General features: G+C 61.3%; 20 protein-coding genes. 17 read left to right on the forward strand and 3 right to left on the reverse strand.

What is annotated here, in order from left to right:
• Positions 1 to 24 precede the first annotated feature (24 nt).
• Both ubiG and ompA read right to left on the reverse strand, forming a co-directional pair.
• A complete protein-coding gene (gene ubiG / locus P0D84_RS04470; protein ID WP_408332794.1) occupies positions 25 to 723 on the reverse strand; it encodes a bifunctional 2-polyprenyl-6-hydroxyphenol methylase/3-demethylubiquinol 3-O-methyltransferase UbiG in 699 nt (232 codons plus the stop codon).
• 214 nt (positions 724 to 937) lie between these two features.
• Positions 938 to 1,588 carry an outer membrane protein OmpA gene (gene ompA / locus P0D84_RS04475; protein WP_179733588.1) on the reverse strand — a complete coding sequence of 217 codons (651 nt, stop codon included), beginning with the start codon at positions 1,586 to 1,588 and terminating at the stop codon, positions 938 to 940.
• Between the two features lie 497 nt (positions 1,589 to 2,085).
• Between ompA and gyrA the strand changes: the two genes are divergently transcribed.
• The 17 genes from gyrA (at position 2,086) to cysM (ending at position 21,840) form a co-directional block, all read left to right on the forward strand.
• Entirely contained in the window at positions 2,086 to 4,722 is a 2,637-nt protein-coding gene (gyrA, locus tag P0D84_RS04480; protein ID WP_459251745.1) for a DNA gyrase subunit A, read from the forward strand.
• A 123-nt stretch (positions 4,723 to 4,845) separates the two neighbouring features.
• Complete coding sequence (locus P0D84_RS04485) at positions 4,846 to 5,451, forward strand: DUF2059 domain-containing protein (RefSeq protein ID WP_179733584.1); 606 nt, start codon at positions 4,846 to 4,848, stop codon at positions 5,449 to 5,451.
• A 369-nt stretch (positions 5,452 to 5,820) separates the two neighbouring features.
• A complete protein-coding gene (gene serC / locus P0D84_RS04490; RefSeq protein ID WP_408332800.1) occupies positions 5,821 to 6,903 on the forward strand; it encodes a 3-phosphoserine/phosphohydroxythreonine transaminase in 1,083 nt (360 codons plus the stop codon).
• 78 nt (positions 6,904 to 6,981) lie between these two features.
• Positions 6,982 to 8,064, forward strand: coding sequence for a prephenate dehydratase (pheA, locus tag P0D84_RS04495; protein ID WP_408332802.1), 1,083 nt, complete (start codon positions 6,982 to 6,984; stop codon positions 8,062 to 8,064).
• Positions 8,065 to 8,145: 81 nt separating this feature from the next.
• The gene (gene hisC, locus P0D84_RS04500; protein ID WP_408332804.1) at positions 8,146 to 9,258 is read left to right on the forward strand and encodes a histidinol-phosphate transaminase; all 1,113 of its coding nucleotides are present in this window, start codon (positions 8,146 to 8,148) and stop codon (positions 9,256 to 9,258) included.
• 51 nt (positions 9,259 to 9,309) lie between these two features.
• Entirely contained in the window at positions 9,310 to 10,251 is a 942-nt protein-coding gene (locus P0D84_RS04505; RefSeq protein WP_408332806.1) for a prephenate dehydrogenase, read from the forward strand.
• Positions 10,252 to 10,269: 18 nt separating this feature from the next.
• The gene (gene aroA, locus P0D84_RS04510; RefSeq protein WP_408332808.1) at positions 10,270 to 11,574 is read left to right on the forward strand and encodes a 3-phosphoshikimate 1-carboxyvinyltransferase; all 1,305 of its coding nucleotides are present in this window, start codon (positions 10,270 to 10,272) and stop codon (positions 11,572 to 11,574) included.
• A gap of 35 nt (positions 11,575 to 11,609) precedes the next feature.
• A complete protein-coding gene (gene cmk / locus P0D84_RS04515) occupies positions 11,610 to 12,296 on the forward strand; it encodes a (d)CMP kinase (RefSeq protein ID WP_408332810.1) in 687 nt (228 codons plus the stop codon).
• Positions 12,297 to 12,463: 167 nt separating this feature from the next.
• Complete coding sequence (gene rpsA / locus P0D84_RS04520; RefSeq protein WP_408332812.1) at positions 12,464 to 14,197, forward strand: 30S ribosomal protein S1; 1,734 nt, start codon at positions 12,464 to 12,466, stop codon at positions 14,195 to 14,197.
• A 32-nt stretch (positions 14,198 to 14,229) separates the two neighbouring features.
• A complete protein-coding gene (locus P0D84_RS04525) occupies positions 14,230 to 14,556 on the forward strand; it encodes an integration host factor subunit beta (protein WP_028200079.1) in 327 nt (108 codons plus the stop codon).
• Positions 14,557 to 14,936: 380 nt separating this feature from the next.
• Entirely contained in the window at positions 14,937 to 15,230 is a 294-nt protein-coding gene (locus P0D84_RS04530; protein ID WP_408332814.1) for a LapA family protein, read from the forward strand.
• A gap of 69 nt (positions 15,231 to 15,299) precedes the next feature.
• On the forward strand, positions 15,300 to 16,475 hold the full coding sequence (lapB, locus tag P0D84_RS04535) for a lipopolysaccharide assembly protein LapB (protein WP_323044789.1): 1,176 nt from the start codon (positions 15,300 to 15,302) through the stop codon (positions 16,473 to 16,475).
• Positions 16,476 to 16,601: 126 nt separating this feature from the next.
• Positions 16,602 to 18,017: a UDP-glucose dehydrogenase family protein gene (locus tag P0D84_RS04540; RefSeq protein WP_408332817.1), complete on the forward strand. Its 1,416-nt coding sequence runs from the start codon at positions 16,602 to 16,604 to the stop codon at positions 18,015 to 18,017.
• Positions 17,971 to 18,978, forward strand: coding sequence for a D-glycero-beta-D-manno-heptose-7-phosphate kinase (gene rfaE1 / locus P0D84_RS04545; protein WP_408332819.1), 1,008 nt, complete (start codon positions 17,971 to 17,973; stop codon positions 18,976 to 18,978). The genes P0D84_RS04540 and rfaE1 overlap by 47 nt, the downstream gene beginning before the upstream one ends.
• A gap of 108 nt (positions 18,979 to 19,086) precedes the next feature.
• Entirely contained in the window at positions 19,087 to 20,079 is a 993-nt protein-coding gene (gene rfaD, locus P0D84_RS04550) for an ADP-glyceromanno-heptose 6-epimerase (protein ID WP_028200074.1), read from the forward strand.
• Positions 20,080 to 20,156: 77 nt separating this feature from the next.
• Positions 20,157 to 20,558 (forward strand): ComEA family DNA-binding protein, encoded by a 402-nt coding sequence (locus P0D84_RS04555; protein WP_408332821.1) that lies wholly within the window; start codon positions 20,157 to 20,159, stop codon positions 20,556 to 20,558.
• Positions 20,559 to 20,937: 379 nt separating this feature from the next.
• Positions 20,938 to 21,840 carry a cysteine synthase CysM gene (gene cysM / locus P0D84_RS04560; RefSeq protein ID WP_408332823.1) on the forward strand — a complete coding sequence of 301 codons (903 nt, stop codon included), beginning with the start codon at positions 20,938 to 20,940 and terminating at the stop codon, positions 21,838 to 21,840.
• 359 nt (positions 21,841 to 22,199) lie between these two features.
• Here the strand turns inward: cysM and mltB are convergent, their stop codons facing one another.
• On the reverse strand, positions 22,200 to 23,348 hold the full coding sequence (gene mltB / locus P0D84_RS04565; protein ID WP_408332825.1) for a lytic murein transglycosylase B: 1,149 nt from the start codon (positions 23,346 to 23,348) through the stop codon (positions 22,200 to 22,202).
• Between the last annotated feature and the right edge of the window lie 80 nt (positions 23,349 to 23,428).

Genomic DNA, 23,428 nt, shown 5'->3' on the forward strand with positions numbered 1-23,428 from the left:
AATTGTCTGGGCTGGTCGGGCGGATCAGACGTCGCGGCGGCAGGCGAGCATGTAGTTCACGCTCGTGTCGGCGGACAGCGTGAAATGCTTGCTGAGCGGGTTATAAACAATACCTTTGATGTCGGCCGTGCGCAGGCCGGCGGCGCGCACGAAGCTCGCCAATTCCGACGGACGGATGAAGCGTGCGTAGTCGTGCGTACCCTTGGGCAGCATCCGCGCGATATATTCGGCGCCGATCACCGCGAACAGATACGACTTCACATTGCGATTCAGTGTGGAGAAGAACACCCAGCCGCCCGGTTTCACCAGCGTCTTGCATGCTTCGACAATGGCGCCCGGTTCGGGCACGTGTTCGAGCATTTCCATGCAGGTGACTACGTCGTAAGTGCCGGGTTCGCGGGCAGCGAGTGCTTCAGCCGCGATTTCTTCGTAATTAACGGTTACACCACTTTCAAGGCTGTGAAGATCCGCCACGCCCAGTGCCTGGCTCGATAGGTCGATTCCCTTCACGTGCGCGCCCAATCCTGCCATCGACTCCGACAGAATCCCGCCACCGCAGCCAATATCCAGCACCGTCTTCCCGGTAAGAGGCGCGTGCGCGTTAATCCAGCTCAGGCGAATCGGATTGAGTTCATGCAGCGGTTTGAATTCGGCATTCGGGTCCCACCACCGGTGCGCGAGGTCGCTGAATTTCTGCAGTTCGTGGGGATCGGCGTTGGTCATAGCGGAAGCTGCCTCGATGAGGGCGTTGAGCGGGCGCTCGAGGATAAACCCTGAGTATATAGGCCAAGGGAAGGGGCGGCAAAATGCCGCGCGACGCCCGACGTCTTGTTGCTGCGAATCGCAGGCGGTCGGAGGAGGGCGCGAGAACCTGTTCGAGCATGGCATAAAAAAAGCCCCGCTGAAGCGGGGCTTTGATACTGCGGTAATTTGTAGCTTACTGCTTCGAAGTACCCACAACTTCGACTTCCACGCGACGATCCGGTGCGAGGCAGGCGATGAGTTGCTTGTGGTTCTTCTGGTTGCAACCGGTCGTGACCGGGTTGCGCTTGCCCTTGCCTTCCGTATAGATACGGTTGGATTCGATGCCCTTGCTGACCAGGTATGCCTTGACAGCTTGAGCACGGCGCAGCGACAGACGATCGTTGTACTTGTCCGAACCGATGCGGTCCGTGTAACCCGTTGCGACCACGACTTCCAGGTTCAGCGCGCCGATCTTCGATGCCAGATCGTCCAGCTTTTCCTTGCCGGCGGGCTTCAGGATAGCCTTGTCGAAGTCGAACAGAGCGTCAGCTTGATACGTAATCTTTTGGCTCGTGATAGCCGGTGCAGGCGGTGCAACCGGAGCCGGCGGGGTCGGAGCCTGAGCAACCAGGGCGCCATCGCACTTTGCGTTGGCCGTTGCCGGCGTCCAGAATGCATCGCGCCAGCAAAGTTCGTTCGTGCCGTTCATCCACACGTATTCGCCGGTACCATTCACCCAGTTGTCGTTCGTAGCTTGTCGCGACGCCGGCACCGACTGTGCCATGGCGGATGCAGCCATAACTGCGGTAGCTGCAATGAACGCGAGCTTTGAAAGTTTATTCATATTTCTCCTCTCGAAATTGAGATTACCGCAGGTTTACTGCGAGCCTGTTGACGAAGACAAGTCATACATTGCTCGAAGTATAACATCGGTGTAGAACAAAAAATGTGCTGTGTAGACTTCGAGCAGTGTCTAACTCTTTGTGCGTTGGCATTTTGCCATATCGTTCCCTTCCAACGATAAAAAAATCTGCCCCCGATCAAATCGCCCTCCAATTGTGGTGCATGCGCAACAAAAGCAATCCGCTGAAGGCGCCGCCAGTCATGGCTGAGCGGCGGATTGCCCCACGCACGAATCGAGCCTGCCCCGTTTGTTAGCGGCGCGTTCAGGAGGCGTCGCCGGGGTGTCTGCTAATAGGTATACGTACCCCAGTCGGGGGCGGATGCGCGGCATGTTAGAATCGCGTGATGCGTTGCGCCTGCAATGCTTACGCGAAGACGCGGCGAAGTGGGGCGAAGTTGGGTCGCTGCCGCCGTCTTGGCACGTAAAAGATACGGATAATGGATCAATTCGCCAAAGAGACTCTGCCAATCTCCCTAGAGGAGGAAATGCGCCGTTCGTATCTCGATTACGCGATGAGCGTGATCGTGGGGCGTGCGCTTCCCGATGTTCGCGATGGCCTGAAGCCGGTACACCGGCGCGTGCTTTACGCGATGCACGAACTGAACAACGACTGGAACCGGGCTTACAAGAAGTCGGCGCGTATTGTCGGCGACGTCATCGGTAAATATCACCCGCACGGCGACACGGCTGTTTACGACACCATCGTCCGGATGGCGCAGAATTTCTCGCTGCGCTACATGCTGGTGGACGGTCAGGGCAACTTCGGTTCGGTCGACGGCGACAACGCCGCGGCAATGCGCTACACCGAAATCCGCATGGCAAAGATCGGCCACGAGTTGCTGGCCGACATCGACAAGGAAACGGTCGACTTCACGCCGAACTACGACGGCAGCGAAAACGAGCCGGCCATCCTGCCGGCGCGAATTCCCAATCTGCTGATCAATGGTTCGTCCGGTATTGCGGTCGGCATGGCCACCAATATCCCGCCGCACAACCTCAACGAGGTTGTCGACGCGTGTCAGCATCTGCTGAAAAACCCGGAAGCCACGATCGACGAACTGATCGAGATCATTCCGGCCCCTGATTTTCCGACCGCCGGCATTATCTACGGCGTGGCCGGTGTACGCGACGGCTATCGTACCGGCCGCGGCCGCGTGGTGATGCGTGCGCTCACGCACTTCGAGGAGATCGACCGCGGTCAGCGCATGTCGATCATCGTCGACGAGTTGCCGTACCAGGTGAACAAGCGCTCACTTCTGGAGCGCATTGCCGAGCTGGTCAACGAGAAGAAACTCGAAGGCATCTCCGATATCCGCGACGAATCCGACAAGAGCGGCATGCGCGTCGTGATTGAACTGAAGCGCGGCGAAGTGCCCGAAGTCGTTCTCAACAATCTGTATAAGGCGACCCAGCTTCAGGACACCTTCGGCATGAACATGGTCGCGCTGGTCGACGGCCAGCCGAAGCTGTTGAACCTGAAGGAAATGCTGTCGTGCTTCCTGTCGCATCGCCGGGAAGTGCTGACGCGGCGCACTGTATACGAACTGCGCAAGGCGCGCGAACGCGGTCACGTGCTTGAAGGCCTGGCGGTCGCGCTCGCCAACATCGACGAGTTCATCGCGATCATCAAGGCTGCGCCGACTCCGCCGATCGCCAAGCAGGAATTGATGGCGCGTCCGTGGGATTCGTCGCTGGTGCGTGAAATGTTGTCGCGCGCGGAGACGGAAAACGCATCGGCCGGCGGTCGTGAGGCTTACCGTCCCGAGGGTTTGAATCCGTCCTTCGGCATGCAGTCCGATGGTCTCTACCGCCTGTCCGACACCCAGGCTCAGGAAATCTTGCAGATGCGTCTGCAACGCCTGACGGGGCTGGAGCAGGACAAGATCATCGGCGAGTATCGCGACGTGATGTCGCAAATCGCTGACCTGCTGGACATTCTGGCTCGCCCGGAACGCATTACGGCGATCATCGTCGACGAACTGACGTCGATCAAAGCCGAATTCGGCGACGCGCGCCGCTCGAAGATCGAGCTGAACGCCACCGAGCTGAACACCGAAGACCTGATCACGCCGCAAGAGATGGTCGTGACCATGTCGCATGCCGGCTATGTGAAGTCGCAGCCGTTGTCCGAATATCGCGCGCAGAAGCGCGGTGGTCGCGGCAAACAGGCAACTTCCATGAAGGAAGACGACTGGATCGACACGCTCTTCATCGCCAACACGCACGATCACATCCTGTGCTTCTCGAATCGCGGCCGCGTCTACTGGGTCAAGGTTTATGAAGTGCCGCAAGGGTCGCGGAACTCACGCGGCCGTCCGATCGTCAATATGTTCCCGTTGCAGGACGGCGAAAAGATCACGGTCGTGCTGCCGGTCAAGGAATTCACGGCAGACAAATTCGTGTTCATGGCCACTGCGTTAGGAACGGTAAAGAAGACGCCGCTGGAAGCCTTCAGCCGGCCGTTGCGCAAGGGTATTATTGCGGTCGGTCTGGATGACGGCGACTACCTGATCGGCGCCGCCATCACGGACGGCCAGCATGACGTCATGCTGTTCTCGGATTCCGGCAAGGCAGTGCGTTTCGACGAGAACGACGTCCGTCCGATGGGCCGTGAAGCACGTGGTGTGCGTGGCATGCAGCTCGAAGACGGCCAGAGCGTGATCGCGTTGCTGGTGGCCGGCGACGAGCAGCAGTCGGTGCTTACTGCAACTGAAAACGGCTATGGCAAGCGCACGCCGATCACCGAGTACACGCGTCACGGGCGCGGCACGAAGGGGATGATTGCGATCCAGACGTCGGAGCGGAACGGCAAGGTCGTTGCCGCCACACTGGTGGATCAGGAGGCGCAGATCATGCTGATCACCGATACGGGCGTGCTGATTCGTACTCGCGTATCGGAAATCCGCGAAATGGGGCGCGCAACCCAAGGTGTTACACTCATCAGCCTTGACGAAGGGACCAAGCTTTCAGGTCTGCAACAGGTTGCCGAGGCGGAAGCGGACGTAGATGTGGAAGGCGACACCGAAGGTCCTGCCGAAGGCGACAACGGCGGTGAAGACGGTGGTGCGGCCTGATTCGCGTCGGCAGCTTTCAGTCTCAGCTATCGGTTGAAAGCTGCGCAGGGAGCAATGGCGTGTCGGGCCGATACGCATCTCGCGCAGCTTGCAGTTCAAGTTAATTTCTCTTAGGGAGTAATGATGCAAAAACGATTCAAACAACTGATGTTGCTGGCTGCTCTGGTGCCGACCTTCGCTATGGCTCAAGCGCTGCAGAGCCAAGCCCCGGCGGCGGCTCCGGCTGCTGCGGCGGCACCGGTTGATCCGGCCAAGCAGGCTGCAATCAAGGACCTGCTGGACGCAATCGACGCACAGAAGCTCGTCGGCGCAATCGGCAACAGCGCGCAAATGCAAGCTAAGCAGCTGGTTCCGGCTATCCTGTCGGACGCCCTGAGCGAAAACAAGACGATGACGGACAAGCAGAAGCAGGCTTCCGTCCCGACGCTCCAAAAGAACTCGGTGCCGAAGCTGGTTGACGGCGCGGGTCAAGTGTTCGCGACGGACAGCTTCCGCCAGGACGCAATGCAAGCTCAGTACGACGCGTATGCAAAGTACTACAGCACGTCGGAAATCAAGGATCTGACCGCGTTCTACAAGAGCCCGACCGGCCGCAAGTTCATCCAGGTCCAGGACCAGGTTGGCCGCGACGTCGTGAATGGCTTGATGCAAAAGTACATGCCGCAATCGATCAAGGCAACGCGTGACCAGGCTGACAAGGAAGTCGCTTCGGTCAAGCCGGCTAAGTAAGTTTTGACGGTAAGTTTTGACGAAGTGAGCAGGCTCATTAGGCCTACTCGCTGAGCCGACGTATCGGGCTGAACAGGTCGAAAGGCTGCGCTGACACCGCGCTAGCCGCTGCTCGGCAAGCTATACGCTATGCGGGGTTTGGCGGGTTGGTGGCGACAATGCGATAATGGCTGTTTGCGCACACGCGCAGACGGCCATTTTCTTTTGGGCGCGAAATTGTTGTCAACACGCGTCGTTAAACGCGCGTCATCGAGTTCGCGTCGCTAACTTTGCAGCGGCTGTCGCTGCAACGGCTGCCTTGGCGGCTGCCGACTTCGCCGATTTTTGCGCGTTCTGTTCGTTTTTCGCGCCAGCTTCCAGGATCTCACGATGCGCGTTTTTAATTTCTCCGCCGGCCCAGCGGCCATGCCCGAAGAAGTGCTGCGTCAGGCGGCCGACGAGATGCTCGATTGGCAGGGCAGCGGCATGAGTGTGATGGAAATGAGCCATCGCGGCAAAGAATTCATGTCGATCCACGAGGAAGCGCTCGTCGACCTGCGCGAGTTGCTCGCGGTGCCCGCCAGCCATCGCATCCTGTTTCTGCAAGGCGGCGGCTTGGGTGAAAACGCGATCGTGCCGATGAATCTGATGGGCGCGAAGCCGCGCGCGGATTTCGTCGTGACGGGTTCGTGGTCGCAGAAGTCGCTGAAAGAAGCGCAGAAGTACGGCGCCGTGCATCTGGCGGCGAGCGGTCAGACGGCTGAGGGCTTCACGCGCGCGCCGGCACGGTCGGAGTGGCAACTGTCGGACGATCCGGCTTACGTGCATTTGTGCACGAACGAAACGATCCACGGTGTCGAGACGTTCGAGATCCCCGATCTCGGCGATATTCCGCTGGTGGCTGACGCGTCGTCGCACATCCTGTCGCGCCCCATGGACATCGCCAAATACGGTGTGCTGTTTGGCGGCGCGCAGAAGAACATCGGCATGGCGGGCGTGACGGTCGTGATCGTGCGCGAAGACATGCTGGATCGCGCGCAGGCGATCTGCCCGTCGGCGTTCGAATGGAAAACCGTTGCCGAAAACAATTCGATGTACAACACGCCGCCCACGTACGCGATTTACATTGCAGGGCTGGTGTTCAAGTGGTTGAAGAAGCAGGGCGGCCTTATCGCGATGGAAGCGCGCAACCTCGAAAAATCGAAGCTCCTGTACGACGCGATCGATTCGAGCAGCTTCTATCTGAACAAGGTCGAGCGTGGCTCGCGCTCGCGGATGAACGTACCGTTTTTCCTCGCCGACGAGTCGCGCAACGAAGATTTCCTGGCCGGCGCGAAAGCGCGGGGAATGGTGCAGCTAAAGGGCCACAAGTCCGTCGGCGGCATGCGGGCGTCGATTTATAACGCCGTCCCGCTCGAAGGCGTCAAAGCGCTTGTCGAATACATGAAGGAATTCGAACAGCGTAGCGCCTGATTGTCGCGGACATTCAGGCGTGCGCATCCTTTCCAGCACGCATTTGTGCAGCAGCTACCGGCAGGGCCGTTTTCACGCATGGACGACGAACTCAATACCCGACTCAAGCCCCTTCGCGAACGCATCGACGCGCTCGACGCGCAGTTGATCGCGCTCCTCAATCAGCGCGCCGCGGTGGCGCTTGAAGTGGGCGAGGTGAAAAAGCATTTCAACGCGCCGGTGTTTCGCCCCGAGCGCGAGCAGCAGGTGATCGCCCGCCTGCAGGACATGAGCGACGGGCCGCTGGCCAGCGAGCATATCAGCGCGATCTGGCGCGAGATCATGGCCGCGAGCCGCGCGCTCGAGAAGACCATCAAGGCCGCGTATCTCGGCCCGGTCGGCACCTATAGCGAACAGGCGATGCACGAATACTTCGGTCAGTCGATCGAAGGTTTGCCGTGCCCGTCGATCGACGAAGTGTTTCGCTCGGTTGAAGCGGGCGCCGCCGAATTCGGCGTTGTGCCGGTCGAAAATTCGACCGAAGGCGCGGTGTCGCGCACGCTGGATTTGTTGCTGCAAACCCAGCTCACGATTGGCGGCGAACTGGCCTTGCCGATTCACCACAATCTACTGACGCTGAACGGTGGCCTCACCGGCGCGACGCGCGTGTGCGCACATGCGCAGGCGCTCGCCCAATGCCAGCGCTGGCTCGCAACCAACGCGCCGCATCTCGAGCGTCAGGCGGTGTCGAGCAATGCCGAAGCCGCGCGCATGGCGGCGGAAGATCCAACGGTCGCAGCCATCGCCGGCGATCGCGCCGCGACGCATTACGGTCTGCAGGTTGCCTACGCCCTGATCCAGGACGATCCGCACAACCGCACGCGTTTCGTGATGATCGGCAAGGAGCGTACCGGCGTCAGCGGGCACGACCAGACGTCGTTGATCGTCTCAGTGGCGAACGAGCCGGGCGCCGTGTTCAAGTTGCTGGAGCCTTTGGCGCGCCATAGCGTCTCCATGACCCGTTTCGAGTCTCGCCCGGCGCGCGTCGGCACGTGGGAGTATTACTTCTATATCGACGTCGAAGGCCATCGCGACGAGCCGGCGGTCGCAGCCGCGCTCACCGAACTCGGCGAGAAGGCCGCGTTCCTGAAGATACTTGGCTCGTATCCGCGCGCCCGCTAACGTCTGTCGAGGCGCGCTCATGCCACCCGGGCGCGCCTGCCGCATGTTCATTTACTACTAATTAGTCGTTCGGAGATTTTCATGACAACGTCCTTCGGTCCTTCCTATGTGCGCGCGATCGCGCCTTACATCGCCGGCAAGCCGATTTCGGAAGTGGCGCGCGAGTTCGACCTCGACGAAGCGACCATCGTGAAGCTCGCGTCGAATGAAAATCCGCTTGGCATGCCGGAATCGGCGCAGCGGGCCATCGCGCAAGCGGCCAGCGAACTCGGCCGCTATCCGGACGCGAATGCATTCGAACTGAAGGCGGCGCTGAGCGAGCGCTACGGCGTGCCGGCCGACTGGGTCACGCTCGGCAACGGCAGCAACGACATTCTCGAAATTGCTGCGCATGCGTTCGTCGAGAAGGGGCAGTCGATCGTCTACGCGCAATATTCATTCGCGGTGTACGCGCTTGCCACGCAAGGCTTGGGTGCGCGTGCGATCGTCGTGCCGGCCGTCAAGTATGGCCACGATCTCGACGGGATGCTCGCCGCGATCACTGACGACACCCGTCTGGTCTTCGTCGCGAACCCGAATAATCCGACCGGCACGTTCATCGAAGGCGCGAGGCTCGAGGCGTTTCTCGACAAGGTGCCGCGTCACGTGGTCGTCGTGCTCGACGAGGCGTACACGGAATATCTGCCGGAAGAAAAGCGCTACGACTCGATCGCGTGGGTGCGCCGTTATCCGAATCTGCTGGTATCGCGCACGTTCTCGAAGGCGTTTGGCCTCGCGGGCTTGCGTGTCGGCTTCGCGATTGCGCAGCCGGAGTTGACCGATCTGCTGAACCGTCTGCGTCAGCCATTCAACGTGAACACGCTGGCGCAAGCCGCGGCGATCGCGGCACTGAACGACAAGGCGTTTCTGGAAAAAAGCGCGGCCTTGAACGCGCAAGGCTATCGCCTGTTGACCGAAGGGTTCGACAAGCTCGGCCTCGAGTATGTGCCGTCGGACGGCAATTTCGTGCTGGTGCGCGTCGGCAACGACGACGCAGCCGGCAACCGCGTCAACCTGGAACTGCTGAAACAGGGCGTGATCGTGCGCCCGGTCGGCAACTACGGTTTGCCGCAATGGCTGCGCATCACGATCGGCCTGCCGGCAGAAAACGAAGCGTTCCTCGCGGCGCTCGAAAAGACGCTTGCCACCGCGTAAGCGGTTGACCTCGACCCGCGCGCCTCACTTGATGGAAGGCGCGCTTATTCTGTGACCGACGTGGCCGCGTTCTCTTTTAACAAGCTGGTGATTTTCGGTGTCGGCCTGATCGGCGGCTCGCTTGCGCGCGCGCTACGCGAGCGGGGCGAGACGGCTGGCGCGCGCGCGGTGATTGGCGTCGGGCGGTCGTCCGCGTCGACGGCGCGTGCGTTGGAGTTGGGCGTGATCGACGGAGCCGCGGCGTTGAATGATGACGCCGCGTTGCGCGATGCGCTCGCCGGCGCCGACTTCGTGCTGCTTGCCGCACCCGTCGCGCAGACGCAGCCGCTGCTCGAACGCATTGCGCCGTTTCTCGACGCAAGCACGATCGTCACCGATGCCGGCAGCACCAAGTCCGACGTGGTCGCTTCGGCACGCGCGGCGCTCGGGGCGCGCATCGGCCAGTTCGTGCCGGGGCATCCGATCGCCGGCCGTGAGGCGAGCGGCCCGGACGCGGCGTTGCCCGATCTGTACGTGAACCGCAATGTCGTGTTGTGTCCGCTGCCGGAGAACGCGCCGGAAGCGGTCGAGCGCGTGGCCGCGATGTGGCGTGCTACCGGCGCGTGCGTGCGGGACATGACACCCGGGCAGCACGACCGCGTGCTCGCATCGGTCAGCCATTTGCCGCACGTTTTGTCTTTCGCGCTGGTCGAGCAGATTCTCAATTCGCCCGACGCTGCGCTGAAATTCTCATTCGCCGCTGGCGGTTTCCGTGACTTCACGCGTATCGCCGCGTCGAGCCCGGAAATGTGGCGCGACGTGTGCGTGGCAAATCGGGTTGCGCTGCTCGACGAACTGGATGCCTACACGGCGGTGCTCGCGCGCTTGCGCGCGGCGATCGACGCCGGAGACGGCGCCGCGCTCGAAGCCGTGTTCGCGCGCTCGCGCGTTGCGCGCAGCGAATGGCAGGAACAGCGCACCGCCGGGACCGCCCTCGGCGACGCTTCGAAATAACCGGAATTGGACTCAATCATGGAATTCCTCGATCTCGGACCTTTTTCTCGTGCGTCCGGCACGATTCGTTTGCCCGGTTCGAAAAGCATTTCGAATCGCGTGCTGCTCCTTGCGGCACTCGCCGAAGGCGAAACTACGATCACGAACCTGCTCGACTCCGACGACACTCGCGTGATGCTCGACGCGCTTGAAAAGCTCGGCGTGCGCCTGACGCGTGAAGGCGACACCTGTGTCGTGACTGGCACGCGTGGCGCGTTCACGGCGCGCACCGCCGATCTGTTCCTTGGCAACGCCGGCACGGCCGTGCGTCCGCTGACCGCGGCGCTTGCGGTGAATGGCGGCGACTATCGTATCCACGGCGTGCCGCGTATGCACGAGCGGCCGATCGGCGATCTGGTCGACGGCTTGCGGCAGATCGGCGCGAAGATTGACTATGAAGAGAACGAAGGCTACCCGCCGTTGCGGATTCGTCCGGCGCAAATCAAGGCCGACGCGCCGATCCGCGTGCGTGGCGACGTGTCGAGCCAGTTCCTGACTTCGCTACTCATGACGTTGCCGCTGCTGCGCACAGAAAGCGGTGTGACGACGGTGCAGGTGGACGGCGAACTGATCTCGAAGCCGTACATCGAGATCACGATCAAGCTGATGGAGCGCTTCGGCATCAAGGTCGAGCGCCATGAATGGCATCGCTTCATCGTGCCTGCCGGGCAGCGCTATCGGTCGCCGGGCACGATCATGGTGGAAGGCGATGCGTCGTCGGCGTCGTATTTCCTCGCGGCCGGCGCGCTCGGCGGCGGTCCGCTGAAAGTGGAGGGCGTCGGCCGGTCCAGCATCCAGGGCGACGTCGGCTTTGCCGATGCGCTGATCAAGATGGGCGCGAACCTGCAAATGGGCGACGACTGGATCGAAGTGCGCGGCGTCGGCAACGACAACGGCAAGCTCGATCCGATCGACATGGACTTCAACCTGATTCCGGACGCCGCGATGACGATCGCCGTCGCGGCGCTGTTCGCGGACGGCACGACCACGCTGCGCAACATCGCCAGCTGGCGTGTGAAAGAAACCGACCGGATCGCCGCAATGGCAACCGAACTGCGCAAGGTCGGCGCCAAGGTGGAGGAGGGCGAAGACTACCTCGTCGTGACGCCGCCCGAAAAGCTGATTCCGAACGCCGCGATCGACACCTACGACGATCACCGCATGGCGATGTGCTTCTCGCTCGTAAGTCTGGGCGGCGTGCCGATCCGGATCAACGATCCGAAGTGCGTCGGCAAGACATTCCCCGATTATTTCGAGCGCTTCACCGCGCTGGCTCAACCCTGATTCGCTCCCGAATCGACTGACGTGCGACTTTTTCGATGAAACCGATCCGTCCCTTTCACCAGACGCCCGTCATTACAATCGACGGCCCCAGCGCCTCCGGCAAAGGCACGGTGGCCGCGCTGGTTGCTGCGAGCCTCGGCTTCCACTTGCTGGATAGCGGCGCACTTTACCGGTTGGCCGCGCTGGCCAGCATGCGCTATAACATTGTGGCCGACGACGTCGACGCACTTGTCAAACTGATCGACGATCTGCACATCACCTTTCGCGAAGGGCTGGCGCAACTCGACGGTGCCGACGTCTCCGCCGACATTCGTGCGGAGGAAGTCGGCAGCCGCGCTTCGGCGATTGCCGTGCACGCGCCTGTGCGAACCGCGCTGGTGGCGCGTCAGCGGGCTTTCCGTAAGGAACCGGGGCTGGTTGCAGACGGTCGTGACATGGGCACGGTGATCTTCCAGGATGCCATGCTGAAAGTGTTCATGACCGCCAGCGTCGAGGCCCGCGCGGCGCGCCGGCATAAGCAATTGATCCAAAAAGGATTTTCTGCTAATATAGATGACTTGCTCCGGGATTTGCGTGAGCGCGACGAGCGCGACAGTCAGCGCGCGGCCGCGCCGCTCAAGCCCGCAGCGGATGCAAAGCTGCTGGATACCTCCGCATTGTCCGTCGACCAGGCGGTCGAGCAGGTCGTGCAGTGGTATGAAGCATGGGTCCCGCACGCTTGACGGTTGCTTTATGGCTGTATGAGCAGCGGGCGCAGTAGAAGAAGTACCGTTGTCAGTAGGTGCTCCACGTGTGTCGTGGAGCGTGTATTAACCCCTTAACCCCGCGTGGCATTCGCATTCTTGCCGTTGTTGCTGACCGTCCCGGCCAGCCGGGCACCGCGAGAACCATGCAAATTTTGATTTTTATGTCCGACCTGCAAACTTCCAACCCGAATACCGAATCTTTTGCGGCTCTGTTCGAAGAGTCGCTGACCAAGCAAGACATGCGCGCTGGCGAGGTGATCTCCGCCGAAGTCGTGCGTGTTGACCACAACTTCGTGGTCGTCAACGCTGGTCTCAAGTCCGAAGCCTACATCCCGCTCGAAGAGTTCCTGAACGACGCGGGCGAGGTAGAAGTGCAGGCGGGCGACTTCGTTTCCGTCGCGATCGACGCGCTGGAAAACGGCTATGGCGACACGATCCTGTCGCGCGACAAGGCGAAGCGCCTGGCTTCGTGGCTGTCGCTGGAAAAGGCTCTCGACAACAACGAACTCGTGACCGGCACGATCACGGGCAAGGTCAAGGGCGGCATGACCGTCATGGTCAACGGCATCCGCGCGTTCCTGCCGGGTTCGCTGGTTGACACGCGTCCGGTCAAGGACACGACCCCGTACGAAGGCAAGACGCTGGAATTCCGCGTCATCAAGCTCGACCGCAAGCGTAACAACGTCGTGCTGTCGCGCCGTGCCGTGATCGAAGCGACCCAGGGCGAAGAGCGCGCAAAGCTGCTCGAAACGCTGAAGGAAGGCGCGATCGTGGAAGGCGTGGTGAAGAACATCACCGATTACGGCGCGTTCGTGGACCTCGGCGGTATCGACGGCCTGCTGCACATCACCGACATCGCATGGCGTCGTGTGCGTCACCCGAGCGAAGTGCTGTCGGTTGGCCAGGAAGTCACCGCGAAGATCCTCAAGTTCGATCAAGAAAAGAACCGCGTTTCGCTGGGTATCAAGCAACTGGGCGACGATCCGTGGGAAGGCATTTCCCGCCGTTACCCATCGGGCACGCGCCTGTTCGGTAAGGTCACCAACATCACCGACTACGGCGCATTCGTCGAAGTCGAATCGGGCATCGAAGGCCTGGTTCACGTGTCGGAAATGGACTGGACGAACAAGAACGTCGCACCGTCGAAGGTTGTTCAGCTGGGCGACGAAGTCGAAGTCATGGTTCTCGAAATCGACGAAGACCGCCGCCGTATCAGCCTCGGCATGAAGCAATGCAAGCCGAACCCGTGGGACGACTTCAGCCGCAACTTCAAGAAGGGCGACAAGCTGCAAGGCGCAATCAAGTCGATCACCGACTTCGGCGTCTTCATCGGTCTGCCGGGCGGCATCGACGGTCTGGTTCACCTGTCGGACCTGTCGTGGAGCGAAACGGGCGAAGAAGCGGTTCGCAAGTACAAGAAGGGCGACGAAGTGGAAGCGATTGTTCTCGGCATCGACGTCGAGAAGGAACGTATTTCGCTGGGTATCAAGCAGCTCGAAGGCGACCCGTTCAGCAACTTCGTTGCAATGAACGACAAGGGTTCGATCGTCGACGGCGTGGTCAAGACGGTAGACGCAAAGGGTGCAGTGGTTCAGCTGTCGGCAGAAGTCGAAGGCTACCTGCGTGCTTCGGAAATCGCACAAGACCGCGTGGAAGATGCTCGCAACGTGCTGAAGGAAGGCGACAAGGTCAATGCGATGATCATCAACATCGATCGCAAGTCGCGTGGTATCAACCTGTCGGTCAAGGCCAAGGATTCGGCTGAGCAACAGGAAGCGATCCGCGGCCTGGCTTCGTCGGATTCGAACTCGGCTGCTACCGGCACGACGAACCTCGGCGCGCTGCTGAAGGCCAAGCTCGACGGCCAGAATCAGTAAGCCTTGAGTTTTCTTGAGAGGTCTGCTGCAGTATGACCAAATCGGAATTGGTCGCCCAGCTGGCTACGCGATTTCCGCAGCTTGTACTTAAAGATGCGGATTTCGCGGTGAAGACGATGCTTGATGCGATGTCGGAGGCGCTTGCCAACGGTCATCGCATTGAGATTCGTGGCTTCGGCAGCTTCGGCCTTAATCGTCGTCCCTCCCGCGTCGGGCGTAATCCGAAGTCGGGCGAGAAGGTGCTGGTACCTGAGAAGTACGTACCGCACTTCAAGCCGGGCAAGGAATTGCGCGAGCGGGTAGATCGACGTTCGGGCGAGCCGCTGAAGGCCGATGAGCCGGATGACGACGACCTGTAAATGCTTCGCTGTGCGATTGGCAGCGTGGCATTGGTAGCGTCAGCGGCCAAAGCCAGACGGCAAAAGACCAGAAAAAGCGCCTTCGGGCGCTTTTTTTTCGTCCGCAGTTTTCGTTCATCGCTGTTGTCGACAGTGCTTTTTCGCTGGCAGCATTGACGTGGCGGACCCTGTACGCCTGCGGCGTATTCTCAAAATCCATCACGCCTGCGCAGGCATGCGCCTGCGGCACGATCAGCCTCGCACAAGTCCTCAATCAGCCACTTCCTGCCCAGTCGCGAGGGCTTCAATTACAATACGGGTCACTTCGGCGCGGGCAACACCGTGGCGCGACGCGTCATCAAGCCGGCGTCACCCCGCAACTGCCGTCAAGAGACCTATTCATGAAATTTATCGTCTGGCTGATCCGTGTGCTGGTGTTCGTGCTGCTGCTGGTGCTCGCACTCTCCAATACACAACCTGCTACGCTGAATTTCCTCGCTGGCTACGCGTGGTCGGCGCCCTTGATTCTGATCGGCCTCGCGTTCTTCGTGGTGGGGCTGTTGGCCGGGCTGGTGTCGTCAGTGCCGGCCATGCTGCGCTTGCGCATGGAAAATGGCCGGCTCAGGCGCGAGTTGCGTGTGGCGCGTGAAGCCCCGGTGGTGGTCGAACAACCGCCCATGCCGCCGCTGATCTAAGCTTTCTTCTGCCGCGCTTCCGAGGCGCGGCTTTCCGTTTCCGCTGTCCCGCACATTTGCATTAATCGCATGGATCTAGACTTCTGGTGGCTGCTTGTCATACCCGTCGCGTTTGCGTTCGGCTGGATGGCCGCGCGCTACGACCTCAAGACGTTGTTGTCCGAAAGCGCCAACCTGCCGCGCTCATACTTTCGCGGCCTGAATTTCCTGCTCAACGAGCAGCCCGACCAGGCGATCGACGCATTTATCGAAGTCGTCAAGCTCGATCCGGAAACGATCGAGTTGCACTTTGCGCTGGGGAATCTGTTCCGCCGCCGCGGCGAGACCGACCGCGCGATTCGCGTGCATCAGAACCTGTTGAGCCGCACCGATCTGCCCGTCACCGAGCGCGATCACGCGCTGTATGAACTGGGCCAGGATTTTCTGAAGGCCGGTTTGCTCGATCGCGCCGAAGAGACCTTCCGCTCGCTTGAGACGGGTAATTACGCGCTGGGCGCGCAGCGAGCGCTCCTGACCATCTACCAGATCGAGAAAGACTGGGTTAAGTCGATCGACATCGCGCGCCACCTGGAAACCATGGGCGCCGAGTCGCTCGATAAGGAGATCGCGCAGTTCCATTGCGAGCTTGCCCAGGAAGCGCTTCAGCAGAAAAATGCAGACGAGGCGCGCCGTCAGCTAGGTTTTGCATTGAAGGCGAACCCGACTAACGTACGCGCCACGATTCTGTTCGGCGACGTTGATGCGACAGCGGGTTCGCAAGAGGCGGCGATCGTCCAGTGGCGACGCGTCGAGGAACAGAATCCCGCCTATCTGCCGCTCGTCGCCGAAAAGCTGATGAAGGCCTATGAGGCGCTCGGCCGCCCTCAGGATGGCGCCGATCTGCTCACTACGTGGGTGGACCGCTATCCGTCGAACGATCTGCTCGACGTGACCTATCAGCACATTGCGGCAATCCGCGGGCCCGACGCCGCGCATGCGCTGGCGCGTTCGCAGATGCAGAAGTCGCCGAATCTGGCGGGCATGACGCGTCTTCTGGAGGCTCAGGAAGCTGTCGCGGAAGAGCCGCGGCGCAGCGAGCTCGAACTGATGCGTACGCTGATCCGTCAGCGCACAAAAAACTTGCCGCGGTATACGTGCCAGAATTGCGGTTTCAGGGCGCGGCTGTTCTATTGGCAGTGCCCGGGTTGTAGCGGTTGGGAAACCTATGCGCCGCGTCGCGTCGAACCGATCACGGCGTCGAACTGATCGCGCATGCAATCGTGTAGTCGAGCCGCAAAGACGGCGGCCCGCCAGGCGAAGTAGGCCAGGCGGGATCAAGACGGCCTTGTTCACTACGAGAAACCCTCACCGGAACCCTCCACCGGAAAGCGTATGAAAATCACTATTATCGGCACGGGCTATGTTGGCCTCGTCACCGGCGCGTGCCTCGCTGAAATCGGCCATGACGTCTTCTGTCTCGACGTTGATCCGCGCAAGATCGAAATCCTCAACAGCGGCGGTGTGCCGATCCACGAGCCGGGTTTGCTGGAGATCATCGCCCGTACGCGCAAGGCTCGCCGCATCACGTTTTCGACGGATATTGAAGCGAGCGTGGCGCACGGCGAGGTGCAGTTCATCGCCGTCGGCACGCCGCCCGACGAAGACGGTTCGGCCGACCTGCAATACGTGCTCGAAGCGGCGCGCAACATCGGCCGCACGATGAACGGCTTCAAGGTAATCGTCGACAAATCGACGGTGCCGGTCGGCACGGCGCAACGTGTGCGCGCGGTGGTCGAAGAGGAACTGGCCAAACGCGGCCTCGCCCATAGCGAGCAGCACCGCTTCTCGGTGGTATCCAACCCGGAGTTTCTGAAAGAAGGCGCGGCTGTCGACGACTTCATGCGCCCCGATCGCATTGTGCTTGGCAGCGACGAAGACGAAGCCGGCCTGCGCGCGCGCGAGCTGATGAAACGTCTGTACGCGCCGTTCAATCGCAATCACGAACGTACGATGTACATGGACGTGCGCTCGGCTGAATTCACGAAATACGCGGCCAATGCGATGCTCGCCACGCGCATCTCGTTCATGAACGAGATGTCGAATCTGGCGGACCGGGTCGGCGCGGATATCGAAGCGGTGCGTCGCGGCATCGGCTCGGACCCGCGTATCGGCTATCACTTTCTGTATGCGGGTTGCGGTTACGGCGGGTCGTGCTTCCCGAAGGACGTGCAGGCGTTGATCCGTACCGCTAGCGAAAGCGGCCACCATCTGCGCATCCTCGAAGCGGTCGAGGAAGTGAACTACAAGCAGAAAGACGTGCTGGTGCAGAAGATCACGGCCAGGCTCGGTGAAGATCTGAGCGGCCGCACGTTCGCCGTGTGGGGGCTCGCATTCAAGCCGAATACCGACGACATGCGCGAGGCGCCGAGCCGTCGCGTGATCGCTGAACTGCTGGCGCGCGGCGCTCAGGTTCGCGCGTACGATCCGGTGGCGGTGGCTGAAGCGCGCCGCGTGTTCGCCATCGATCTGCGCGATGCGCCGGAGCAGCAAGCGCGTCTCACATTCACGAGCACCCAGGACGAAACGCTCACCGGTGCCGACGCGCTGGTGGTCGTCACAGAATGGAAGGAATTCAAGAGCCCGGATTTCGTGCACTTGAAATCGGTGCTGAAGTCGCCGCTGATTTTCGACGGCCGCAATCTGTACGAGCCGGACGCGATGACCGAACTCGGCATCGACTATCACTCGATCGGACGACCTTATGCCCAGCCCACTGAATTTCCAGCCGGTGTCGCCAACCATGCCTGAGGCCGTTCAGTCCATGCCTGCGGCGGCACTTACCGTGGTGCCGCGCGAACGCCTCGGCGCGGCGCGCGTGCTGGTGGTCGGCGACGTGATGCTCGATCGCTACTGGTTCGGCGACGTGAACCGTATTTCGCCGGAAGCGCCAGTGCCGGTCGTGCATGTGCGACGCCAGGAAGACCGCCTCGGCGGTGCGGCGAATGTGGCGCGCAATGCGGTTGCGCTCGGCGCGCAAGCGGGTTTGCTGTGCGTGGTCGGCCATGACGAGCCCGGCGAGCGCATCGTGCAGCTGCTCGGCGAAAGCGGTGTGGCGCCGCATCTCGAGCGCGATCCGGATCTGCTCACCACCATCAAGCTGCGCGTGCTGTCGCGTCAGCAGCAGTTGCTGCGCGTCGACTTCGAAAACTCGCCGGCGCACGAAGTGCTGCTCGCGGGCCTCGCGCGTTTCGACGACCTGCTGCCGTCGCACGACGTGATCCTGATGTCCGACTACGCGAAGGGCGGTCTCACGCACGTCACGCAGATGATCGCGAAGGCGCATGCGGCGGGCAAGCCTGTGCTGGTCGATCCGAAGGGCGACGACTGGGAGCGCTATCGCGGCGCCACGCTGATTACGCCGAATCGCGCCGAGTTGCGCGAGGTGGTCGGACAGTGGAAATCCGAGGAAGATCTGATCGCGCGCGTCACCAGGCTGCGCGCCGATCTCGAGTTCAAGGCGTTGCTGCTGACGCGCTCGGAAGAGGGCATGACGCTCTTCTCCGACGACGGCATCCTGCACGCTTCGGCGGTTGCACGCGAAGTGTATGATGTGTCGGGCGCGGGCGACACTGTGATCGCCACGCTCGCCGCCATGCTCGGCGCGGGTTTGACGCTGGTCGAGGCGGTCGGGCTCGCGAATCGCGCGGCCGGCATCGTGGTCGGCAAGCTCGGCACCGCCACCGTCACCTACGACGAACTCTTCCATTGATGCGGCCCGCCGGGTTCCCTGCCGTGCACCCGTTAGTGACGCGAGGCAGCGGAATCCGCCGGAAGCAGCGAGGCGTCAACTGAACACCATTACCGCAGGATCATCATCATGACGCTCATCGTCACCGGCGCGGCCGGCTTTATCGGCAGCAATCTCGTGAAGGCGCTCAATGAGCGCGGTGAACAACGCATCATCGCGGTCGACAACCTCACGCGCGCGGACAAATTCAAGAACCTCGTCGACTGCGAGATCGACGATTATCTCGACAAGACCGAATTCGTCGAACGCTTCAAGCGGGGCGACTTCGGCAAAGTGCGCGCGATTTTCCACGAAGGCGCCTGCTCGGACACGATGGAAACCGACGGTCGCTACATGATGGACAACAACTTCCGCTATAGCCGTGAAGTGCTGGATGTCTGTCTCGCGCAGAACATCCAGTTTCTGTATGCGTCCTCGGCGGCAACGTATGGCGGCTCGAGCCGCTTCGTCGAAGAACGCGAAGTCGAGCAGCCGCTGAACGTGTACGGCTATTCGAAGTTCCTGTTCGACCAGGTGATTCGCCGCGTGCTGCCCACCGCGAAGAGTCAGATTGCCGGCTTCCGCTATTTCAACGTGTACGGGCCGCGCGAGACGCATAAGGCGCGGATGGCGTCGGTGGCGTTTCATAACTTCAATCAGTTCCGCGCCGAGGGCAAGGTCAAGCTGTTCGGCGAATACAACGGTTATGCTGCCGGCGAACAGACGCGCGACTTCGTCTCCGTCGAAGACGTGGTCAAGGTCAACCTGTTCTTCTTCGACAATCCGGACAAGTCGGGCATCTTCAACCTGGGCAGCGGCCGTGCGCAGCCGTTCAACGACATTGCGAGCACGGTGGTCAACACGCTGCGTGCGTTGAACAACGAGCCGCCGTTGTCGCTGGCGGATCAGGTGCAACGCGGGCTGATCGAATACATTCCGTTCCCTGATGCATTGCGCGGCAAGTATCAATGCTTCACGCAAGCCGACCTGACGAAGCTGCGCGCCGCCGGTTACGACGCGCCGTTCCTGAGCGTGCAGGAAGGCGTCGATCGATACGTACGTTGGCTATTCGGCCAGGTGTAAATCTTTCGGATACCTCTTTAAACTGGAATCTCCCGGTTGGTGATGGTCGCCAACCGGTTGTACGAGGGAGATTCCATATGTTTCGAAAAATTCTGGTTACCGCGGCCATGCTCGCCGCTTTTGGCCACGCGTATACGGCGGTCGACGTCAACACGGCTAACGAGGACGCGCTGCGCGGCATCAAGGGCATCGGTCCTGCCAAAGCGAAAGCCATTCTCGAAGAGCGTTCAGCGCATGGTCCGTTCAAGGACCCGGCCGATCTCGGCAAGCGCGTCAAAGGCATGGGCGGGCATACCGTCGAGCGCCTGCAGGCGGAGGGTCTCGCTGTCGGTCCGGCTGGCGCGGCTGCTAACACGCAGGCTGCGGCGTCTGCACAGTCCAAGGGCGCGGCCGCTGCGGGCAGTGGCGCCAATGCGGCCAACTCGACTAACGCTGCCAATGCCCAAAAGAGCAATGCCACTGTGGCGGTGAAGAAATAGCCTGACGCGGGCCGTGCGCGAGGCCGGTCACCTCCGCGCGCACGGTGCGCCATCGTAGTTCCCCTTCATGGTCGGAGTGGTAAGAACACTCCTTCAGCTGTCATGCAGATGACTGGCTCCCGCGGTTCTCAGCCGCGGGCTTTTTGCGTGGTTTCCCGGTGTGGCTTGTGCGCGGTTTGTGTGCTGCTCTTTGCACGGGCTTATGCACGGACTTATGCACGGCCTTCGCGATTTTTTTTGCACGGCGACGGGTCGCCACGCACGCTCGCCAGTCAGCGCCTGCATCCATGCGGCCAGAAGGGCCGCGCGGCAGCCACGCGCACGGTGGTTTAGAATCGATGGATTGAAGACTCCGCGCATCGACAGCACTCGACCCGATATGGCATACAAAACGATTGAAGACACGATTGGCAATACGCCGCTCGTGCAACTCGTCCGGCTCCCTGACGACGAGATCCGCAGCCGCAACAACGTGATTCTTGCAAAGCTCGAGGGCAACAATCCCGCGGGTTCGGTGAAGGACCGCCCGGCGCTGTCGATGATCAAGAAAGCGGAAGCACGCGGCCGTATCAAGCCGGGCGACACGCTGATCGAATCGACCAGCGGCAACACGGGTATCGCCTTGGCGATGGCTGCGGCGATCCGCGGCTACAAGATGGTGCTGATCATGCCGGAAGATCTCTCGGTGGAGCGCCGTCAGAGCATGGCCGCCTATGGCGCGCAGATCGTGCTGACGCCGGTCACGGGCGGCATGGAATACGCGCGCGATCTCGCTGAACAGATGCAGCGCGAAGGCAAGGGCATCATCCTCGATCAGTTTGCGAATCCGGACAATCCGGCCGCGCACGTCGAAGGCACCGGGCCGGAAATCTGGCGCGACACGGAAGGGCGCATCACGCACTTCGTTTCGTCGATGGGCACGACCGGTACGATCATGGGCGTGTCCGCCTATCTGAAGGAACAGAATCAGGCGATCGAGATCATCGGCGCGCAGCCGGAAGAGGGTTCGCGCATTCCGGGCATCCGCAAATGGCCGGAAGCGTATTTGCCGAAGATTTTCGATCGCAGCCGCGTCGACCACGTCGAGAACGTGAGCCAGGCCGCAGCGGAAGCAATGGCGCGACGCATGGCCTCGGTCGAAGGGATCTTTGCCGGCATTTCGTCGGGTGGGGCCTGTGAGGTGGCGCTGCGCGTCGCGCGCCAGGTCGAGAACGCAACGATCGTGTTTATCGTCTGCGATCGGGGCGACCGGTATCTGTCGACGGGTGTGTTCCCGGCTTGATTGCGCTTCGGCGGATGGAGTGGCCCTCAAGCTGGGTTAGCCGATAAAAAGCGCCGGTTCAACCGGCGCTTCAGACTGCTGATCAACCCCACGTTTTTCGGAGCGTGGGGTTTTGTTTTTCAGGCGAGGCGAATCGCTGCGGGGCATGGGACTTTGTGAGTAAGCCGGGCCAGAAGTGCGGTGATGAGTCGATGGTTGCTGCCATCATTTTGTGTCGCTCGTGAACCCGCTCTTGAAGCGTTTGCAACCCGTTCGCGACGCGCTTGCAACCCCGTTCGTGAAAAGCCGCCTGCAACCCACTCGTAACCCGCGTGCAACCCGTTCGCAACGCGGCGAGCGTCCGGGCACCGTCTCTCAGCTTATTGCGAAGCCGCGTCCGGCGCCGCCGCATTGCTGCTGGCGTTCGCCGCGTCGCTCGCTTCCATCTGCGCTTTGACCCGCTGACCCAATTGATAAACCGCCAGTGCGTAGAAGAAACTCCGGTTATAGCGCGTCAGCACATAGAAGTTCTTCAAGCCCAGCATGTATTCCGTACCACGCCCCGGCGACGGCAGATCGACCACCGTCACCGGCGTCGAGGCCTCCGACGCGATATCGAGCGCCGGTTCGTTCAGCAGCATCCCGGCGCGCAACAATTGATTCAGCGGCCAATGCGGCTCCGGCTGACCGTCGGCGGCCGCTTGCGCGACGCCCAGGCTGCCGGCGTCCGTGCCGATCTTCCACACCACCGGCCGGCCATTTTCCCAGCCGTTCTGGCGCAGATAATTGGCCACGCTGCCAATCGCATCCGCCTGGTTCGTGCGTAGATCGATCTGCTTGTTGCCGTCGTAGCTCACCGCGTATTGCACGATGCTGCTCGGCAGGAACTGCGGAATCCCGATCGCGCCGGTGTAGGAGCCGAGCACGCTGGTCGGATCGATTTGCGAATCGCGCGTCCACACCAGATAGTCTTCGAGATTCTTGCGGAAGGTCGCCTGGCGATCCGCGCGATTGGCGGTATTCGGATAGTCGAAGCTGAGCGTGGTCAGCGCGTCGAGCACGCGGAAGTTGCCCATGAAGCGCCCGTAGATCGTCTCCACACCGATAATGCCGACGATCACTTCCGGCGGCACGCCGAACTCTTCATAGGCGCGTTGCAGCGTGGCCTGGTTGGCGCGCCAGAAGCGCACGCCGGCATTGATGCGCACCTGGTCGAGAAAGCGCGACTGATAGACGCGCCAGTTCTTGATCGAGGGCGACGGCGACGGCGTGACGAGCTTGACCGCGGTGGCCGAATAGCTCACGCGAGCGAACAACGCATGCAATGCGGCTTCGTCGAAGTCGTAGCGCGCGGACATGTCGTTGATGAACGCGTCGACGTTCGGGTTATTCGTATAGCGCTGCGGGATGATCTCTTCCTCGAAGGTTTGCCCTTGCGGCACCGCTGGTTGCGGCTGGCTTTGCGCGAGCAGCACGGGCGGCTTCTTCGCGGTGCTTTGCGCGAGCGCCGGACTAGTTGCCATGAACATGCACGATGCGACGGACAATGCGGTGGCCGCGGTCTTCAGGTGTAGCCGGTTTCGTGCAGACAGAGCAAGCTTGACGGTCA

The sequence above is a fragment of the Paraburkholderia sp. RL17-337-BIB-A genome, from assembly GCF_046025895.1.
In the GTDB taxonomy this organism is placed as follows: Bacteria; Pseudomonadota; Gammaproteobacteria; order Burkholderiales; family Burkholderiaceae; genus Paraburkholderia; species Paraburkholderia fungorum_C.

Excerpts from the sequence above, each read along its gene's own strand:
- cysM (WP_408332823.1), top strand. The coding sequence starts at position 20,938 with ATGGCATACAAAACGATTGAAGACACGATTGGCAATACGCCGCTCGTG.
- P0D84_RS04530 (WP_408332814.1), top strand. The coding sequence starts at position 14,937 with ATGAAATTTATCGTCTGGCTGATCCGTGTGCTGGTGTTCGTGCTGCTG.
- pheA (WP_408332802.1), top strand. The coding sequence starts at position 6,982 with ATGGACGACGAACTCAATACCCGACTCAAGCCCCTTCGCGAACGCATC.
- lapB (WP_323044789.1), top strand. The coding sequence starts at position 15,300 with ATGGATCTAGACTTCTGGTGGCTGCTTGTCATACCCGTCGCGTTTGCG.
- rfaE1 (WP_408332819.1), top strand. The coding sequence starts at position 17,971 with ATGCCCAGCCCACTGAATTTCCAGCCGGTGTCGCCAACCATGCCTGAG.
- P0D84_RS04485 (WP_179733584.1), top strand. The coding sequence starts at position 4,846 with ATGCAAAAACGATTCAAACAACTGATGTTGCTGGCTGCTCTGGTGCCG.
- cmk (WP_408332810.1), top strand. The coding sequence starts at position 11,610 with ATGAAACCGATCCGTCCCTTTCACCAGACGCCCGTCATTACAATCGAC.
- serC (WP_408332800.1), top strand. The coding sequence starts at position 5,821 with ATGCGCGTTTTTAATTTCTCCGCCGGCCCAGCGGCCATGCCCGAAGAA.
- hisC (WP_408332804.1), top strand. The coding sequence starts at position 8,146 with ATGACAACGTCCTTCGGTCCTTCCTATGTGCGCGCGATCGCGCCTTAC.
- rfaD (WP_028200074.1), top strand. The coding sequence starts at position 19,087 with ATGACGCTCATCGTCACCGGCGCGGCCGGCTTTATCGGCAGCAATCTC.
- P0D84_RS04525 (WP_028200079.1), top strand. The coding sequence starts at position 14,230 with ATGACCAAATCGGAATTGGTCGCCCAGCTGGCTACGCGATTTCCGCAG.
- gyrA (WP_459251745.1), top strand. The coding sequence starts at position 2,086 with ATGGATCAATTCGCCAAAGAGACTCTGCCAATCTCCCTAGAGGAGGAA.
- ompA (WP_179733588.1), bottom strand. The coding sequence starts at position 1,588 with ATGAATAAACTTTCAAAGCTCGCGTTCATTGCAGCTACCGCAGTTATG.
- ubiG (WP_408332794.1), bottom strand. The coding sequence starts at position 723 with ATGACCAACGCCGATCCCCACGAACTGCAGAAATTCAGCGACCTCGCG.
- P0D84_RS04540 (WP_408332817.1), top strand. The coding sequence starts at position 16,602 with ATGAAAATCACTATTATCGGCACGGGCTATGTTGGCCTCGTCACCGGC.
- aroA (WP_408332808.1), top strand. The coding sequence starts at position 10,270 with ATGGAATTCCTCGATCTCGGACCTTTTTCTCGTGCGTCCGGCACGATT.
- rpsA (WP_408332812.1), top strand. The coding sequence starts at position 12,464 with ATGCAAATTTTGATTTTTATGTCCGACCTGCAAACTTCCAACCCGAAT.
- P0D84_RS04555 (WP_408332821.1), top strand. The coding sequence starts at position 20,157 with ATGTTTCGAAAAATTCTGGTTACCGCGGCCATGCTCGCCGCTTTTGGC.
- mltB (WP_408332825.1), bottom strand. The coding sequence starts at position 23,348 with ATGTTCATGGCAACTAGTCCGGCGCTCGCGCAAAGCACCGCGAAGAAG.